Below are 15,457 nucleotides of genomic sequence, written 5' to 3'. Positions count from 1 at the left end.
ATAGTATAATTATTGTTAAAATGAGATAAAAGTATAAATTTAAAAATGGAGTGATGTGTTATATGGCTACTTCTATAAAAGATGTTGCTAGAGAAGCTGGGGTATCAATTGCAACTGTTTCTAGGGTTTTGAATGACATAGATGTTGTAAACGAGGACACGAAAAAGAAGGTTTTAGATGCTATTAGTAAGTTAGGATATAGACCTAATATTGTAGCGAGAAGTCTAAAAACTCAAAGAACAAAGACAGTAGGAATTTTAGTTCCAGATATATCAAGTGGATTTTATCCTGAGATAGTTAGAGGAGCTGAAGATGTTGCTAATATTTATGATTATAACGTTATATTATGTAATTCAGACTTTGACAGTGAAAAAGAGAAAGAATACTTAAGAGTATTAAAAGAAAAGATGGTTGATGGAGTTATTTATATGAGTTCATCACTACAAGAAGAAACTTTAGATATAATAAATGAATTAAATCTAACGACTGTATTAGTTGAAACCAAAGATAAAGAAGAAAGTCTACCTAGCGTAACAATTGATAATACAAAGGCTACGAAGGAAGTTACAAGCTACCTAATAGGCAAAGGATTATCTAAAATAGCTTTTGCAGGTGCAAGAAGAGACAGTATGAATGCTTGGGGAGATAGATACATAGGTTATGAAGAGGCATTAAAAGATAAAGGGCTAAAAGTAGAGGAAGGCTTAGTATATGCTGGGGGCTTAAAAGTTAAAAGTGGATATGAGGCTGTAGAATACTTTGAAAATAGTAATAAAGAATATGATGCAGTAGTTTGTGCATCTGATGAAATTGCTATGGGAGTTATAAATGCTTTAAGAGAAAAGGGTAAAAAAGTTCCAGAAGATGTAAGCGTTGTAGGATTCAACGATAATATAATGGCATCTGTATTCTATCCTAAAATAACAACAATAAAACAACCGAGTTATGATATGGGATCAGTAGCAATGAGAATGCTTATTAAGCTTTTAAGTAAGAGAGAATTAGATGAATCTCAATTCGTTCTTAACTATGAGTTAATAGAAAGAGACAGTTGTAAATAAGAATTATATTAGGAGTGTAAAATATCTTTGCACTCCTTTTAATTATATATACAAATAATAATTTAAAATATACAAATTTTTTGAAATTATATATTGTTAAAAAATAAAAAATATGGTATTATTACATTAATAAATTATTAAACGTTTTCAAATTCGACTGTGTGTTGTATGTTGATTAGAATGGGTAGCTAATCATTGAGAAAAAATGTGAGTTAAGGTCAAAAAAAAACAACTTCTATATGAAGTTGTTTTTTTTATGTATAGTTATATAATACCTTCAAGTTTTAATATGTTTTCTAGCTCTTGAACCTTTTCAGTTAAGGTAAGAAATTTTTCTTTTAAAACATCTTTAGAAAGATCAACATCATCAATGAATTTCACCATATCTTCTACTGTTTTTAGTGCCTCATCTATATCTTTTTGAGCTATTTTTAAGTTTGCTTCCTTCATAAACTATCTCCTTTATGCATTTAAACATAATTAATATTATATATATTCATCCTATCACTAATAAATCTTAGATTCAAGTCATATATTTATATAAGTAATTTTAAGAGGTGAGAGTTTGATAAATTATATTTGGTTTGTAATGATATTTTTAGGAATATTATTTGGATTATTTACTGGAAATGGAGAGGCTATTTCTAAGGCTATAATTAATTCAGCAGATTCAACAGTTACAATGATAATAGGATTAGTGGGACTTATGTGTTTTTGGTGTGGAGTTATGAAAGTAGCTGAAAAGAGTGGATTTACAAATAAGCTTGCTAAGCTATTAAGGCCAATTTTGAAAATTATTTTTAAAGAGGCAGCTAAAGATGAGAAAGCTTTAGGTGCTATTGTTATGAATATAACTGCTAATATGATGGGACTCGGAAATGCAGCTACTCCTTTTGGAATAAAAGCTATGCAAGAAATGGATAGGCTTAATAAGGAAAAGGGAGTTGCATCTAATGATATGTCATTATTTTTGGTTTTAAATGCTGCTTGTATCCAGTTAGTACCTTCAACAGTTATTTCTATAAGAGCAGCTGTAGGATCAAATAATCCTGGAGCAATAATTTTACCTGCTGTATTAGCAAGTACAGTTGCAGCTATTACAGGGGTAATTCTTTGTAAGATTTTACAAAGATATTTTTAGGAGGAAGAGTATATGTTTCAATATATAACAAAAAGTATAATCCCTATAATAGTAGTTATTATAATAACTTATGGAATGATAAAGGGTAAAAAGGTTTATGAATGGTTTATAGAGGGGGCCAAGGAAGGATTAAAAGTATGTCTTAATATTTTCCCGTATCTTTTAGCTATGATAATTGCAGTAAACATATTTAGGGAAGCAAAACTTTTAGATATGTTAAATAATATAATATCACCTGTGAGTAGCCTTATTGGGCTTCCTAAAGAAATAGTTCCTTTAGTATTAGTAAAACCTTTATCAGGAAGTGGGGCTCTAGGTATATTAACAGACATAGTAAAGACTTATGGACCAGATAGCTACATAGGGTTAATAGCTTCGGTAATTATGGGGACTACAGAAACTATTTTTTATACTGTAACAGTATATTTTGGAGCTGTTCAAATAAAGAAAATAAGACATACGGTATGGGCAGCTATGTTGGCAGATTTAACAGCTATTATAGTATCAATTTTATTAGTTTCAAAACTTCTAATATAAAATATTCAAATTAATGTAAAAAATAATATTTTTTAATCAATACGTAATAATTTTGTAACTAGTTTATTATAGAAATAATATATAATAAAGATATAAATAAAAGAGGGAAGTGATTGAGATATGAAATGGCTTGATAGCTTATTTTTAAGTGAGGATGAAATTAAGAGATTGGCTATATTCTTAGCATATGGAGTTGGCTTAGGAATATTAGTAGGTTTATTTTTTAATAATGTTGAGATGGGATTTGCATTAGGTGGAGTTATTTCTATTGTTGTTTCGCTTTTTAAGAGTTATATAGAAAGAACTAAAAAGTCTAATAGAATTAATATAAATAAACTTTAGGAATAATATGTATTTTACAGTTAATAAGCTATATAATATTAAATTATATAGCTTTTTTATTTTATTAAGGGTGGTGATGGGATGGCTTCAGAAAAATATTACATAGTAAGTAGTAAGGTTATACCAGAAATTTTTAAAAAGGTATTAGAAGTAAAAGAGAATCTTTTAACAGGAAAGGCAAAAGATATAAGTGAAGCTGTAAAACAAGCAGGAATAAGTAGGAGTACTTTTTATAAATATAAAGATTATGTTTTTCCTATGTCTGAGGGATTAAATACTAAAAAGATAACCTTAATTGTACTATTATCACATGAAACAGGAACATTATCTAAGGTACTAGACTGCATTGCATTTAATAAGGGAAACATATTAACAATTAATCAGGATATACCTATAAATATGGCTGCTAATGTAACTATAACCTTAGATATATCAAATTTGAAGAAAGATTTGAAGCATTTAGTTAATACATTGAGAAGTTTATCAAACGTTGTAAGCGTCAAGGTATTAGCTATGGAATAAGGAGGGTTTTAATAATGAAAAGAGAATTTTATAAAAATAATAGAGAAAAGGTATTAAATAAGATTAAGGATAATTCTTTATTAATATTATTTGCTGGAAAGGCTCCTAAGAAAACAGCAGATGAAAATTATCCTTTTACACCTAATAGAAATTTTTATTATTTAACAGGAATAGATGAAGAAGACCATATACTAGTTTTATCTAAGCTAAACGGTATAGCTAAGGAATACCTGTTTATAAAAGAGGTTGATCCTATTATGGAAAAGTGGGAAGGAAAGACTATTAGAAAAGATGAAGTCTTTGATATTTGTGGAGTTGAAGATGTGAAATACCTAGGAGATTTTAATTCTTTTACAGATAAAATTATTCTTAATAAAGAGGATATAAATATTTATCTAGACTTAGAAAAGGGAAATACATCTTATGATTTTTTAAATGAAATTAAGAATAAATATTATAATATAAATATTAAGAATGTATTTAATTTAATTGGATCATTAAGGCTTATAAAAACTGAAGAGGAAGTAAATAGAATAAGAAAAGCAATAGCTATAACTATAGATGGAGTAAATGAACTTATGAAAAACTCTAAACCAGGAATTAAGGAATATGAACTTGAAGCTTATTTTGACTTTGTATGTAAGAAAAATGGCACTAAGGATTTAGCATTTAAAACTATTGCTGCAGCAGGGAAAAATGCAACAGTTTTACATTACGTAACTAATGACTCTGAATTAATGGATGGAGATTTAATCTTATTTGACTTAGGAGCTCAATATAAATATTATAATGGTGATATTTCAAGAACATTTCCTATAAACGGTAGGTTTACTGATAGACAAAAAGAAGTTTATAATGCAGTTTTAAGAGTGAATGAAAAAGTAATAGAAGAAATGAAACCAGGAGTAAGCTTTTTAGAGCTAAATAAAAAGGCTAAAGAATGGATAGCAGAAGAATGTATTTCATTAGGACTTATAACTAGTAAGGAAGAGGTATCTAAATATTATTACCATAGTATAGGTCATAGTTTGGGAATGGATACTCATGATATAGAGCTTGAAAATAGAGATGTTATTTTTGAGTCAGGTATGATTTACACAGTTGAACCAGGTATTTATATAGAAGAAGAGGGAATAGGCATAAGAATTGAAGATGATGTATTAATAACAGATAATGGTTATGAAATTTTAACAAAAGAAATGATTAAAACTGTAGAAGAAATTGAAGAATTTATGTCTAATAATAAGGAAAATTAAATTAAGCTAATACTTTTATATGTATATTTAAGTCTTGGATGAAGAGGTAGAATTATAAGTATAGAGAACTGTATTTTTTGATAAACATTCAGAAAATAATGTAAATTGAAAATTGGTATACTATGGATTATGGTAATTTATATAGGTATAATAGTAATTAGAAATTTAACATAGGGGGCAAAAGTTATGAATAATTTAGAAAAACTTAGAGAAGTTATGAAAAAAGAAAATATAGATTATTATATTATTCCAAGTAGCGATTCTCATCAAAGTGAATATGTAGCAGAATATTTTAAGGGAAGAGAGTTTATATCTGGTTTTACAGGTTCTGCAGGGACTCTTTTAGTTGGATTAAAAGAAGCTTATCTTTGGACAGATGGAAGATATTTCATTCAAGCTGATAAGCAACTTGAGGGAAGTGGAATTTCTCTTATGAAAATGAGAACTCCAGGTTATCCAACTATAGAAGAATGGATAAATGATAACTTAAAATCAGGTGATATCTTAGGTTTTGATGGAAGATTATTTTCAGTAAATCAATATGAAGGATATTTAAATATAGCTAAGGAAAAAAACTTTAGTATCAACATGGAAAAAGATTTATTAGAAGATATATGGAATACAAGAAGTGAATTACCTAAGAATAAGATTTTTTTACATGATGAAAAGTATGCAGGAAAATCAGCTAGTGAAAAGCTAAATGAAGTTAGAAAAAATATGACTAAAAAATCTGCTGATTACTTCATATTATCTTCTTTAGATGACATAGCATGGTTATGCAATACAAGGGGTAATGATATTGAGTTTAATCCAGTAGTTCTTTCTTATGTGATAGTTGGAAATAACTATTCAACTCTTTATATAGATAGCGATAAAGTTGATGATATAACTGAATTTAAGCTAAAAGCTGAAGGATTTACACTTAAAGGGTATGATGATATTGAAGATGATGTAAAAGTATTAACTGGAACAGTAATACTTGATCCAAATAAATTAAATTCGAAGATCTTTACTGCTTTAAATAAAGAAGTAAAGATAATAAGAGAAGTTAATGTAACTACTAATTTAAAGGCTATAAAAAATGATGTAGAGATAGCTAACTGGGAAGTGTCTCAAGTGAGAGATGGAGTTGCTATGGTTAAATTCATAAAATGGCTTAAAGAAAGTATAGGAAAGCAAGAAATAACTGAAATATCAGCTAGTGATAAATTAACAGCTTTTAGGGCTATGGGAGAAAACTATAAAGGTGATAGCTTTGGAACTATAGCAGGTTATAAAGATCATGCTGCTATGATGCACTATTCTGCAACAGAAGATAGTGAATATAAGTTAAAGCCAGAAGGAATGTTCCTAGTAGATTCAGGTGCACAATATTTAGATGGAACTACTGACATAACAAGAACATTTATCTTAGGGGCTATAAAAGAAGAAGAAAAAAGAGATTATACTTTAGTTTTAAAGGGACATATTGCATTGGCATCAGCTAAATTTTTAAGAGGAGCTACTGGAGTTAATTTAGATATACTTGCAAGAAGACCTCTTTGGAATTATGGAATAGATTATAAATGTGGAACAGGTCATGGGGTAGGATTTTTCTTAAATGTTCATGAAGGACCACAAGGAATAAGGCCAGAAGGAAATTCTGTAGTTTTAGAGCCTGGAATGATTTTAACTAATGAACCGGGCGTTTACAAGGAAGGTAAGCATGGTATAAGAACAGAAAATACTCTTATAGTAGAAAAGGACGTTATATCTGAAGAGTTTGGCGAATTCTATAAGTTTAGAACAATTTCTTATTGTCCAATAGACTTAGAGGGTGTTAATGTAGAGATGTTATCATCTGAAGAAAAGGATTGGCTAAATAATTATCACAAGATGGTATTTGAAAAGCTTAGTCCATATTTAAATGAAGAAGAAAAAGAATTCTTAAAGCATGAAACAAGAACAATATAGGGAATGAAGAGTGGAAAATGTAAAATTAAAAATTGTGAAAAGAAATTCAGATTTTGCTGAATTTCTTTTCACAATAATTTTTCATTCTTCATTCTTAATTTTTAATTTGACTTTGGTGGTGCAATAAATTTATTAACTAATAGAGCTATGAAGATTCCAAAAAGAGTTTCTATAGTTCTATTAATTGCATAGTAAATTGGGTGTCCAAATGCATGAACTGTAGTAACAGCCAGAAAAGCTATGCAAGATATATTTATAGCACCGGTTTTTTTTATTAAATTACATATATAAATAACTACAATTACTCCTAATGCAATAGTTATATAAACTAATAGTTTTCTAATAATATAAATGTGAATATTATATGTAAAGAATCTACATACTATTAGAAATAAAAGACCAATTGTAGCACCTAGAATTGTGCCTAAGCCCCTATTTATTGCCATATTGATAGAATTAGAAACTGTATCTTGAACACAAAAAACAGCAGTCAAACAAGCGAAAAAGGGCTCACTTGGAAAAAATAACAAACATAAAAATACTGCAAGAGCAGTTTTCATGGTTCTTAGACCAATTTTCGGAAAAGTAAAATTCATGTTATAACTCCTTATCTTTAGTTAGCTTAATCGATAGTATTTTTCTCTTTTGGTGGATGTATATACTTATTAATTAATATTGCAACAATTACTCCAAAAGCAGTTTCAATAATTCTTCGTATAGAATACATTAGAGGGTTATTATAGCTTTGAGATACTAAAATACTAATTAATGTAATAGATGAAATTGAACAAGCTGAGGGTTTTTTTATTATATTGCATATATATATAATTAATAAAACTCCAATAGAAACAATTAATGGTAGGAAATTTTGTAAATTAAGTCCCTTAGAAATATATAAAAATACTATTCCTAATATACCTCCAAGAAGTGTTCCTATAAGCCTGTTTATTCCAATAACAAGGGAATTTTCCACGGTGCCTTGCACACAGATTACAGCTGCAATTGCTGCAAAAAGAGAATTTGGCCAAAATACAAGACAGACTAAAACAGATAGAGCTGTTTTAATATTTCTAGATCCCATATGAGGCAATTCGAAAGTTTTCACAGTATCAACCCCAATCTTTTTGATACAATTATACCATATAAAGTATAAATTTTTTATTATAAAAATAATTTGAATCTTATTGCAGCATTATGAATCAGTAGTATAAAATTATAATAATATTAGGATGTAATTAGGTTTTAGAAGGAAGGTTAATATGGAATTTTGGATTTATTTATTAATTGTAGAGATAATACCCATAGGATTATTTGTATTAGGAGGATTATATGAAACTAATTCAACTAAATTTAGTGAAATGAAGTTTGGATTTAAGAATCAATTTTCTATAAAGGATAAGTATTCTTGGGAGTATTCAAATAAAGTTGCTGCAAAAATCTTTGGCGCAATAGGGACTTTTCTGTTTATAATTAATGCTATAATATTATTTATATTAGGGGAAGGTACTTTTACTTTCATATTATTATTTAATTTGTTCATGGTGATTTTTTCTAGAATGATGATAGATAATCTTATAAAAAAGAAATTTAATAACAAATAATAATTTTAAATAATTGACAGCAAATTTAATATGGAATATCATAAGATTAATAATAAATAAAATGCTAAGAAAAGAAGAGTAGTAAAGAAGGAGTGTCTAAAGAGAGCTAGGGTAGGTGAAAGCTAGCGGCATAAAGCTTTATGAAGATGGTCTTGGAGCATATTCTCTGAGCGAGTTTAGTTAGGGGAATACGGTAGCAACCGTTATATTGCAAGGTGATGGAATGTCACCTATTAAGATATTTATTGCGAAATAAATATAAATTAGAGTGGTAACACGTATAATACGTCTCTATGTAGGTTTTAATATACCTATATAGAGGCTTTTTATTTTTAGAAAAAAGAACAATTATAGGGAGGAAAATGGTATGTGTAAGAAGACATATTATATTACGACACCAATTTATTATCCATCAACTAAACTTCATATTGGTAATACCTATACTACTGTAGCAGCTGATGCTTTAGCTAGGTATAAAAGATTAACTGGATATGATGTAATGTTTCTAACAGGAACAGATGAGCATGGACAAAAAATACAAAGAATTGCTGAAGAAAAAGGAATAACACCTAAGGCTCATGTAGATGAAATAGTAGCAGGAATTAAGGATTTATGGAAGATGATGAATATCAGCTATGATAAATTCATAAGAACTACTGATGATTATCATATTAAAGCTGTTCAAGATATATTTAAGAAACTTTATGATAATGGAGATATTTATAAATCTTCTTATGAAGGTTTATATTGTACTCCGTGTGAATCTTTCTGGACAGAAACTCAATTAGTTAATGGAAATTGTCCAGACTGTGGCAGACCAGTAGAGAAATCAAAGGAAGAAGCTTATTTCTTTAAAATGAGTAAGTATGCTGATAAGTTAATGAAGTATATTGAAGACAATCCTCATTTTATTCAACCAGAATCAAGAAAAAATGAAATGGTTAATAACTTCTTAAAACCAGGATTACAAGATCTTTGTGTTTCAAGAACAAGCTTTAACTGGGGTGTTCCAGTTACTTTTGATGAAGGACACGTTGTTTATGTTTGGGTAGATGCCCTTTCAAACTATATAACAGCTTTAGGATATGGAAGTGACAATAAAGAGCTTTATGAAAAATACTGGCCAGCAGATGTACATTTAATTGGTAAGGATATATTAAGGTTCCATACTATTTATTGGCCAATTATGTTAATGGCTTTAGATTTACCATTACCAAAGCAAGTATTCGGACATGGATGGTTACTTGTTGATGGAGGAAAAATGTCTAAATCTAAGGGAAATGTAGTTGATCCAGTAACATTAGTTGAAAACTTTGGAGTAGATGCAGTTAGATACTATCTATTAAGAGAAATTCCATTTGGAGCAGATGGATTATTTAATAATGAAATATTTATAAAGAAGATAAATTCAGATCTTTGTAATGACTTAGGAAACTTATTATCTAGAACTGTAGCTATGATAGAGAAATATTTTGATGGAGTAATTCCAAATAATAATGTTAAAGAAGCTATAGACGATGAATTAATAAATCTAGCTTTAGAAACTCCAAAAAAGGTAAATGATGCAATAGATCATCTAAGAATACCTGAGGCTCTAGAATGTATATTTGATTTAATAGGAAGAGCTAATAAGTATATAGATGAAACTACACCATGGATATTAGCTAAAGATGAAGAAAAGAAAGAAAGACTTGGAACAGTTCTATATAACTTAGTTGAAAGTTTAAGATTTGCTTCAGTATTATTATCTGCTTTCTTACCAGATACAAGTAAGAAGATAAATGAGCAAATAAATTCAAGTAATATTACATTTGAATCATTAAATAGCTTTGATGGAACAGTAGTTGGAACTAAGGTTCAAAAGGGAGAAGCATTATTCCCAAGAATAGATGTAGATAAGAGATTAGCAGAATTAGAAGCTTTAAGAGAGGCTCAATTGGCTGCTAATAAAAAAGAAGAAAAGAGAGAAATAACTCCAATTAAAGAAGAAATAACTATAGAAGATTTCGAAAAAATAGATTTAAGAGTAGTAAAAGTATTAGCATGCGAACCTATAAAGAAAGCTAAGAAATTATTAAAGTTAAAAGTAGATTTAAATGGAGAAGAAAGACAAGTGGTTTCAGGTATAGCACAATACTATAAACCAGAAGAATTAGTTGGAAAATACGTAGTATTAGTAGCAAACTTAAAACCAGTTACTCTAAGAGGCGAATTATCACAAGGTATGATATTAGCAGCAGCTACAGATGACGATAGTTTATTAAAACTAGTAAATCCAGGAGATCTACCAACAGGAAGCGTTGTTAGATAAGTTAAAAATTAATAATGAAGAATGAAAAATTAAGGAAATAATTTAGCTATAGCTAAATTAAAAAAATATAAAACTCAGCTTAAGCTGAGTTTTCTCCTTAATTCTACATTTTTAATTTCACATTATTAATTAAAAAAAGGGGGTTTTTTATGAATATAATAGTTGGAAATGCATGGCCTTATGCAAATGGACCGTTACATTTAGGAAGAATAGCGGTATTACTTCCAGGTGATATAATTGCAAGGTATCATAGACTTATGGGGGATAAAGTTATATTTTTATCGGGAACTGACTGCCATGGTACTCCTGTAACTATGAAGGCTAAAGAGGAGGGAATAACTCCACTAGAAGCGGCAGTTAAATATCATGATGAGTTTAAGAAGTGTTTTGATAGCCTTGGTTTTTCTTTTGATATATTTGAAAAGACACATTCAGAATATCATGAATCTAAGGTAAAAGAGTTTATCCTAAGTTTATATAACAAAGGTTATATATATGAAAAAGAAATTGAGCAAACTTATTGTGAAACTTGTAATGAGTTTTTATCCGATAGGTATGTAGAAGGTAAATGTCCACATTGTGGTGAAATAGTTAATGAGGAACAATGTGAAAATTGCTCTGAAATAGTAGAGTATGAGGAGCTTCTAGATAAAAGATGTAAGATTTGTGGTAAAGAAACTGTTGTAAAAGAAACTAAACATCTATTTTTTGCTCTTTCGAATTTTGAAAATGATGTCAGAAGGCTTTTAATAAGACAAAAGGGCTGGAGAGAAAATGCAAAAAAAATAGTAAAAAGATACCTAGATGAGGGATTAAGGGATAAGGCTGTTACTAGAGACTTTAATTGGGGAGTAGATGTTCCATTAAATGGATATGAGGATAAGAAGATATATGTTTGGATAGAAGCTGTGATGGGATATTTGACAGATACTATGAAGACATTAGAAGAAAGTGATGAGGACTGGAAAGAGTATTGGCAAGGAGAAGATTCAAGAGTTTATTTTGTTCATGGAAAAGATAATATTCCTTTCCATACAGTTATATTTCCAGCTATTTTGGCAGGACTTGGAATAAAAAATCCTAATTTACGAGTTATATCTAGTGAATATTTAAAACTAGAAGGAAAGAACTTTTCGTCTGTAAAGAATTGGGCAATATGGGCAGATTATATTGTTGAAAATTATAATGTAGATGGGTTTAGATATTATTTATCTTTAAATTCTCCAGAAACTAAAGATACAGATTTTACTTGGAGAGATTTTATAAATGTAGTAAATAGAGATTTAGCTAATAATTTTGGGAGTTTTGTAAATAAGGTTTTTAATAATATAAAAGATAAGCATAATTCTAATGTTCCAAAGGGAGTTGTATCTAAAGAGTTAAAAAGTGAAATTTTAAATTTATATTTTGATGTAGGAGATTATATTGAAGAAGGAAAATTTAAAAATGCTCTTTTAGATATTATGGGATTTGTTAAAAAAGCGCATAAGGAATATGAAAATGGAGAAGTAGATATTTACGAGTCACTACAAATTGTAATAAATCTATCTAATTTATTAGAGCCCTTTATTCCAAAAACTTGTGAAAAAATCAGATTTGCTTTAGATTTGGATGAACCTATATGGAGCTATATAGAAAAAAAATCAGGAAGAATTTCAGATTTAGAAATCTTATTTGATAAGATAGATAGAAAAAGAGCCTCAGAAGAAGTGAAAAGATTAAAAGAAGAAAAAAATTAATATAAAAAGGGAAAAACCCTAGATTAAATCACTTTGGGGAATAATTTAATCTAGGGACCATTAGATGGTTTTAGGGGTAAATAATAATGCTTTAACTACTTTACAAGTATTATAATACAGAATTAATATGACAGTATTGTGACAAAAAAATAAAGAAAAAATGAACATAAAATTTATTAATATGTAGTAAATATAAAAATGATATTTACAAGTTAAGGTAAACGTTGTATATTAAGCTTGTTAACTAAAGGTTAATACTATATGAATAATAAAATTATGAAGGAGAATAATTGATGGATAGCTTTTCTATTTTAACGGGCCTTATTGGTGGTCTAGGTATGTTTTTATACGGCATGAAGTTAATGGGAGATGGATTAGAAAATGCCGCAGGAGAAAAACTAAAATCAATACTTGAAAAATTAACAAGTAATAAATACATAGCAGTATTAGTTGGAGCAGCTGTTACGGCAATAATTCAAAGCTCAAGTGCTACAACAGTTATGGTAGTAAGCTTTGTAAATGCTGGATTAATGTCATTAGTTCAAGCAGTTGGAGTAATAATGGGAGCAAATATTGGAACTACAATAACTGCACAAATGGTATCTTTTGATTTAGATGCAATTGCACCTATATTTGTAGGTGTGGGTGCCATAATATTACTTATGGCAAAAAAGAAAAAGGTCAGAGATTTAGCAAACATAATATTGGGATTCGGTATTTTATTTTTAGGAATGAGTGCTATGTCAACAGCTATGAAACCTATTGCAGAAGCAAGTTGGTTTAAAGAATTTGTAGTTATAGTTGCAGATAAGAGTATATTAGGTTTACTTGCAGGCCTTGGTATGACAGCTATTGTACAAAGTTCATCAGCAACAACAGGTATTTTAGTAGCGCTAGCAACAACAGGTGCAATAGATATGCGTTTAGCCTTTCCAGTAATATTAGGATGTAATATTGGTACGTGTGTAACAGCAATTTTAGCATCGTTAGGAACTAATAGAACTGCAAAAAAGGCTGCCTTATTACATTTATTTTTCAATACAATTGGAGCAGTTATATTCTTCCCATTTATAGGACCTTTTATAAGATTTATAGAATCTACTGATCCTAATGTGGCTAGACAAGTTGCTAATGCTCATACTATTTTTAATATCACTGTAACAGTTATATTATTACCACTATCAACATATATGGTTAAATTGGTAAATAAAATACTTCCAGGTGATTCTGAAATAGAAAAGGAAGGCGCAATATATTTAGATAATAGTCTTCTTGATACACCGATAGTTGCAAATGGACAAGTTTTAAAGGAAACCTTAAGAATGGCTAATAAGGCTAAAGAAAATGTTCTTTTAGCAATGAAGGCTTTTAATGAAGATAATGAGGAAGCTGCAGAGAAGGTTTATAAAAATGAAAAGATTATAAATGCTTTAGAAAAAGATATTACAGATTATTTAGTTGAATTATCTCAATTAGAATTACCAGAAGCTGATATAAAACTATTTAGTTCTACTTATCATGTTATAAATGATATAGAAAGAATAGGAGATCATGCAGAAAATATAGCAGATTTAGCACTTGAAAAGATTAATAAGGGTTTGAATCTTGGAGAGAATGCAAATATGGAATTAAATGAAATGTTTGATAAAACCATTAGGGCGATAGAAGTTGCTATAGAAAGTTATAGTAACAAGAGTTTAACTGTTCCTAAGGAAATAGAAGTTATAGAAGAAGAAATAGATAATTTGGAGAAAAAACTTAGAGAAAATAATATAAAGAGATTAAATGAAAGAGCTTGTGCAGCAGCCTCAAGTGTAATATTCCTAGATCTAATAAGTAATTTAGAAAGAATAGGAGACCATGCAAATAACATTGGGCATGCTGGTAAAAAAGCTTAAACATTGATATTATAAAGGTGAAAAGATTATTATTACTTAATTTGGAGTAGATAAGCTTTTCACCTATTTTATTTAGATATAAAGCTAATTTCTTTTTAATATGTTTAATATTTAGATTTTTGTACTATAATGATAAATATAAATAAAAAAGTGATTTTGGAGGAATAAAAAATGGAAAATAAGTATATAATATTTGATACACATGCCCATTATGATGATGAAGCTTTTGATGAAGATAGAGAATCACTTCTAAATGAGCTTAAAGAAAATAATGTTATAGGTATATTAAATTGTGCATCAAGTTATGAAAGTATAGATAAAACAAATAAATTAACAATAAATAATGATTTTATATATGGCGCTTTAGGAATACATCCTGAAAATGCAAATGAATTTAATGGTGATGTAGAAAGCGAAATTAAGGAGTTAATTAAAAAAAATGAGAAAATAATAGCCATAGGAGAAATTGGATTAGATTATTACTGGGAAGAAAATCCATCGAAAGAGGTTCAAAAAAAGGTTTTTAGAGAACAAATGAAACTAGCAGAGGACTTAAATCTTCCAGTTGTAATCCATGATAGGGATGCCCATAGAGATACTTTAGAAATAATGAAGCAATTTCCAAATGTTAAAGGGATTGTTCATTGCTTTTCAGGTAGTACAGAATTTGCAATTGAATGTATAAAACTTGGCTACTATATAGGCATTGGAGGGGTTGTAACATTTAAGAATGCTAAGAAGGTAGTAGAAGTAGTAAAGCAAATTCCATTAGAAAATATATTAGTTGAAACAGATGCTCCATATATGGCACCTACACCAAATAGAGGAAAAAGGAATAAATCAGATTATATAGCTTATATAATAGAACAAATTGCTCAAATTAAAGATTTGAACCCAAAAGAAGTTAATTTGGCAGTAAATGATAATTTTAAGAGGTTGATAGGAAAAGCTATATAAAGTAAAATTAATAGGTACCCATATTGGGAAAATTTAACATAGTTTAAACGAAGGACTAAGTAAGAAAAAACAATCTACTTTCAATAATAACTGTAAAAACTGCTATTATATTTATAATTTATATTTTAATATGCATAGG

At 28.6% G+C, this 15,457-nt stretch carries 15 protein-coding genes and 1 other annotated feature; of the genes, 12 read left to right on the top strand and 3 right to left on the bottom strand.

Annotated features, from left to right (window positions below):
• The first annotated feature begins 62 nt into the window (after positions 1-62).
• Positions 63-1,061, top strand: coding sequence for a LacI family DNA-binding transcriptional regulator (locus tag ACQPVP_RS11415; protein ID WP_430850034.1), 999 nt, complete (start codon positions 63-65; stop codon positions 1,059-1,061).
• A gap of 264 nt (positions 1,062-1,325) precedes the next feature.
• Here the strand turns inward: ACQPVP_RS11415 and ACQPVP_RS11410 are convergent, their stop codons facing one another.
• Positions 1,326-1,511 (bottom strand): hypothetical protein, encoded by a 186-nt coding sequence (locus ACQPVP_RS11410; RefSeq protein WP_430850032.1) that lies wholly within the window; start codon positions 1,509-1,511, stop codon positions 1,326-1,328.
• A 115-nt stretch (positions 1,512-1,626) separates the two neighbouring features.
• Between ACQPVP_RS11410 and ACQPVP_RS11405 the strand changes: the two genes are divergently transcribed.
• The 6 genes from ACQPVP_RS11405 to ACQPVP_RS11380 all read left to right on the top strand — a co-directional run bounded on the left by ACQPVP_RS11405 (position 1,627) and on the right by ACQPVP_RS11380 (position 6,812).
• Positions 1,627-2,202 (top strand): nucleoside recognition domain-containing protein, encoded by a 576-nt coding sequence (locus ACQPVP_RS11405; protein WP_430841491.1) that lies wholly within the window; start codon positions 1,627-1,629, stop codon positions 2,200-2,202.
• 12 nt (positions 2,203-2,214) lie between these two features.
• A complete protein-coding gene (locus ACQPVP_RS11400) occupies positions 2,215-2,739 on the top strand; it encodes a spore maturation protein (protein ID WP_430850030.1) in 525 nt (174 codons plus the stop codon).
• 120 nt (positions 2,740-2,859) lie between these two features.
• On the top strand, positions 2,860-3,081 hold the full coding sequence (locus ACQPVP_RS11395; protein WP_430850028.1) for a hypothetical protein: 222 nt from the start codon (positions 2,860-2,862) through the stop codon (positions 3,079-3,081).
• Between the two features lie 81 nt (positions 3,082-3,162).
• Positions 3,163-3,603, top strand: coding sequence for an ACT domain-containing protein (locus ACQPVP_RS11390; protein ID WP_430850026.1), 441 nt, complete (start codon positions 3,163-3,165; stop codon positions 3,601-3,603).
• A gap of 14 nt (positions 3,604-3,617) precedes the next feature.
• Positions 3,618-4,859 carry an aminopeptidase P family protein gene (locus ACQPVP_RS11385; protein WP_430850024.1) on the top strand — a complete coding sequence of 414 codons (1,242 nt, stop codon included), beginning with the start codon at positions 3,618-3,620 and terminating at the stop codon, positions 4,857-4,859.
• A 186-nt stretch (positions 4,860-5,045) separates the two neighbouring features.
• The gene (locus tag ACQPVP_RS11380; protein ID WP_430850022.1) at positions 5,046-6,812 is read left to right on the top strand and encodes an aminopeptidase P family protein; all 1,767 of its coding nucleotides are present in this window, start codon (positions 5,046-5,048) and stop codon (positions 6,810-6,812) included.
• Between the two features lie 101 nt (positions 6,813-6,913).
• On the opposite strand, the gene ACQPVP_RS11375 is transcribed toward ACQPVP_RS11380, so the two are convergent.
• Both ACQPVP_RS11375 and ACQPVP_RS11370 read right to left on the bottom strand, forming a co-directional pair.
• Positions 6,914-7,408, bottom strand: a complete 495-nt coding sequence (locus tag ACQPVP_RS11375) for an FUSC family protein (protein WP_430850020.1) — start codon at positions 7,406-7,408, stop codon at positions 6,914-6,916.
• Between the two features lie 26 nt (positions 7,409-7,434).
• Positions 7,435-7,917 (bottom strand): FUSC family protein, encoded by a 483-nt coding sequence (locus ACQPVP_RS11370; protein WP_430850018.1) that lies wholly within the window; start codon positions 7,915-7,917, stop codon positions 7,435-7,437.
• Positions 7,918-8,071: 154 nt separating this feature from the next.
• Between ACQPVP_RS11370 and ACQPVP_RS11365 the strand changes: the two genes are divergently transcribed.
• From ACQPVP_RS11365 to ACQPVP_RS11345, 5 genes are all read left to right on the top strand, one after another.
• Positions 8,072-8,413: an SdpI family protein gene (locus ACQPVP_RS11365; protein ID WP_430850016.1), complete on the top strand. Its 342-nt coding sequence runs from the start codon at positions 8,072-8,074 to the stop codon at positions 8,411-8,413.
• A 57-nt stretch (positions 8,414-8,470) separates the two neighbouring features.
• Positions 8,471-8,709, top strand: a binding site (T-box leader).
• Between the two features lie 32 nt (positions 8,710-8,741).
• Positions 8,742-10,724 (top strand): methionine--tRNA ligase, encoded by a 1,983-nt coding sequence (gene metG / locus ACQPVP_RS11360; RefSeq protein ID WP_430850086.1) that lies wholly within the window; start codon positions 8,742-8,744, stop codon positions 10,722-10,724.
• Positions 10,725-10,873: 149 nt separating this feature from the next.
• On the top strand, positions 10,874-12,463 hold the full coding sequence (gene metG, locus ACQPVP_RS11355; protein ID WP_430850014.1) for a methionine--tRNA ligase: 1,590 nt from the start codon (positions 10,874-10,876) through the stop codon (positions 12,461-12,463).
• A 293-nt stretch (positions 12,464-12,756) separates the two neighbouring features.
• Positions 12,757-14,361: a Na/Pi cotransporter family protein gene (locus ACQPVP_RS11350; protein ID WP_430850012.1), complete on the top strand. Its 1,605-nt coding sequence runs from the start codon at positions 12,757-12,759 to the stop codon at positions 14,359-14,361.
• A 171-nt stretch (positions 14,362-14,532) separates the two neighbouring features.
• On the top strand, positions 14,533-15,318 hold the full coding sequence (locus ACQPVP_RS11345; RefSeq protein WP_430850010.1) for a TatD family hydrolase: 786 nt from the start codon (positions 14,533-14,535) through the stop codon (positions 15,316-15,318).
• Positions 15,319-15,457: the final 139 nt, after the last annotated feature.

The sequence above is a fragment of the Clostridium nigeriense genome (genome assembly GCF_050585265.1).
GTDB classification, from domain to species: domain Bacteria; phylum Bacillota; class Clostridia; order Clostridiales; family Clostridiaceae; genus Clostridium; species Clostridium nigeriense_B.
This window is presented reverse-complemented; position numbering and strand designations above follow the sequence as displayed.

Excerpts from the sequence above, each read along its gene's own strand:
- ACQPVP_RS11395 (WP_430850028.1), top strand. The coding sequence starts at position 2,860 with ATGAAATGGCTTGATAGCTTATTTTTAAGTGAGGATGAAATTAAGAGA.
- ACQPVP_RS11385 (WP_430850024.1), top strand. The coding sequence starts at position 3,618 with ATGAAAAGAGAATTTTATAAAAATAATAGAGAAAAGGTATTAAATAAG.
- ACQPVP_RS11415 (WP_430850034.1), top strand. The coding sequence starts at position 63 with ATGGCTACTTCTATAAAAGATGTTGCTAGAGAAGCTGGGGTATCAATT.
- ACQPVP_RS11365 (WP_430850016.1), top strand. The coding sequence starts at position 8,072 with ATGGAATTTTGGATTTATTTATTAATTGTAGAGATAATACCCATAGGA.
- ACQPVP_RS11410 (WP_430850032.1), bottom strand. The coding sequence starts at position 1,511 with ATGAAGGAAGCAAACTTAAAAATAGCTCAAAAAGATATAGATGAGGCA.
- ACQPVP_RS11375 (WP_430850020.1), bottom strand. The coding sequence starts at position 7,408 with ATGAATTTTACTTTTCCGAAAATTGGTCTAAGAACCATGAAAACTGCT.
- ACQPVP_RS11400 (WP_430850030.1), top strand. The coding sequence starts at position 2,215 with ATGTTTCAATATATAACAAAAAGTATAATCCCTATAATAGTAGTTATT.
- ACQPVP_RS11380 (WP_430850022.1), top strand. The coding sequence starts at position 5,046 with ATGAATAATTTAGAAAAACTTAGAGAAGTTATGAAAAAAGAAAATATA.
- ACQPVP_RS11390 (WP_430850026.1), top strand. The coding sequence starts at position 3,163 with ATGGCTTCAGAAAAATATTACATAGTAAGTAGTAAGGTTATACCAGAA.
- metG (WP_430850014.1), top strand. The coding sequence starts at position 10,874 with ATGAATATAATAGTTGGAAATGCATGGCCTTATGCAAATGGACCGTTA.
- ACQPVP_RS11350 (WP_430850012.1), top strand. The coding sequence starts at position 12,757 with ATGGATAGCTTTTCTATTTTAACGGGCCTTATTGGTGGTCTAGGTATG.
- ACQPVP_RS11345 (WP_430850010.1), top strand. The coding sequence starts at position 14,533 with ATGGAAAATAAGTATATAATATTTGATACACATGCCCATTATGATGAT.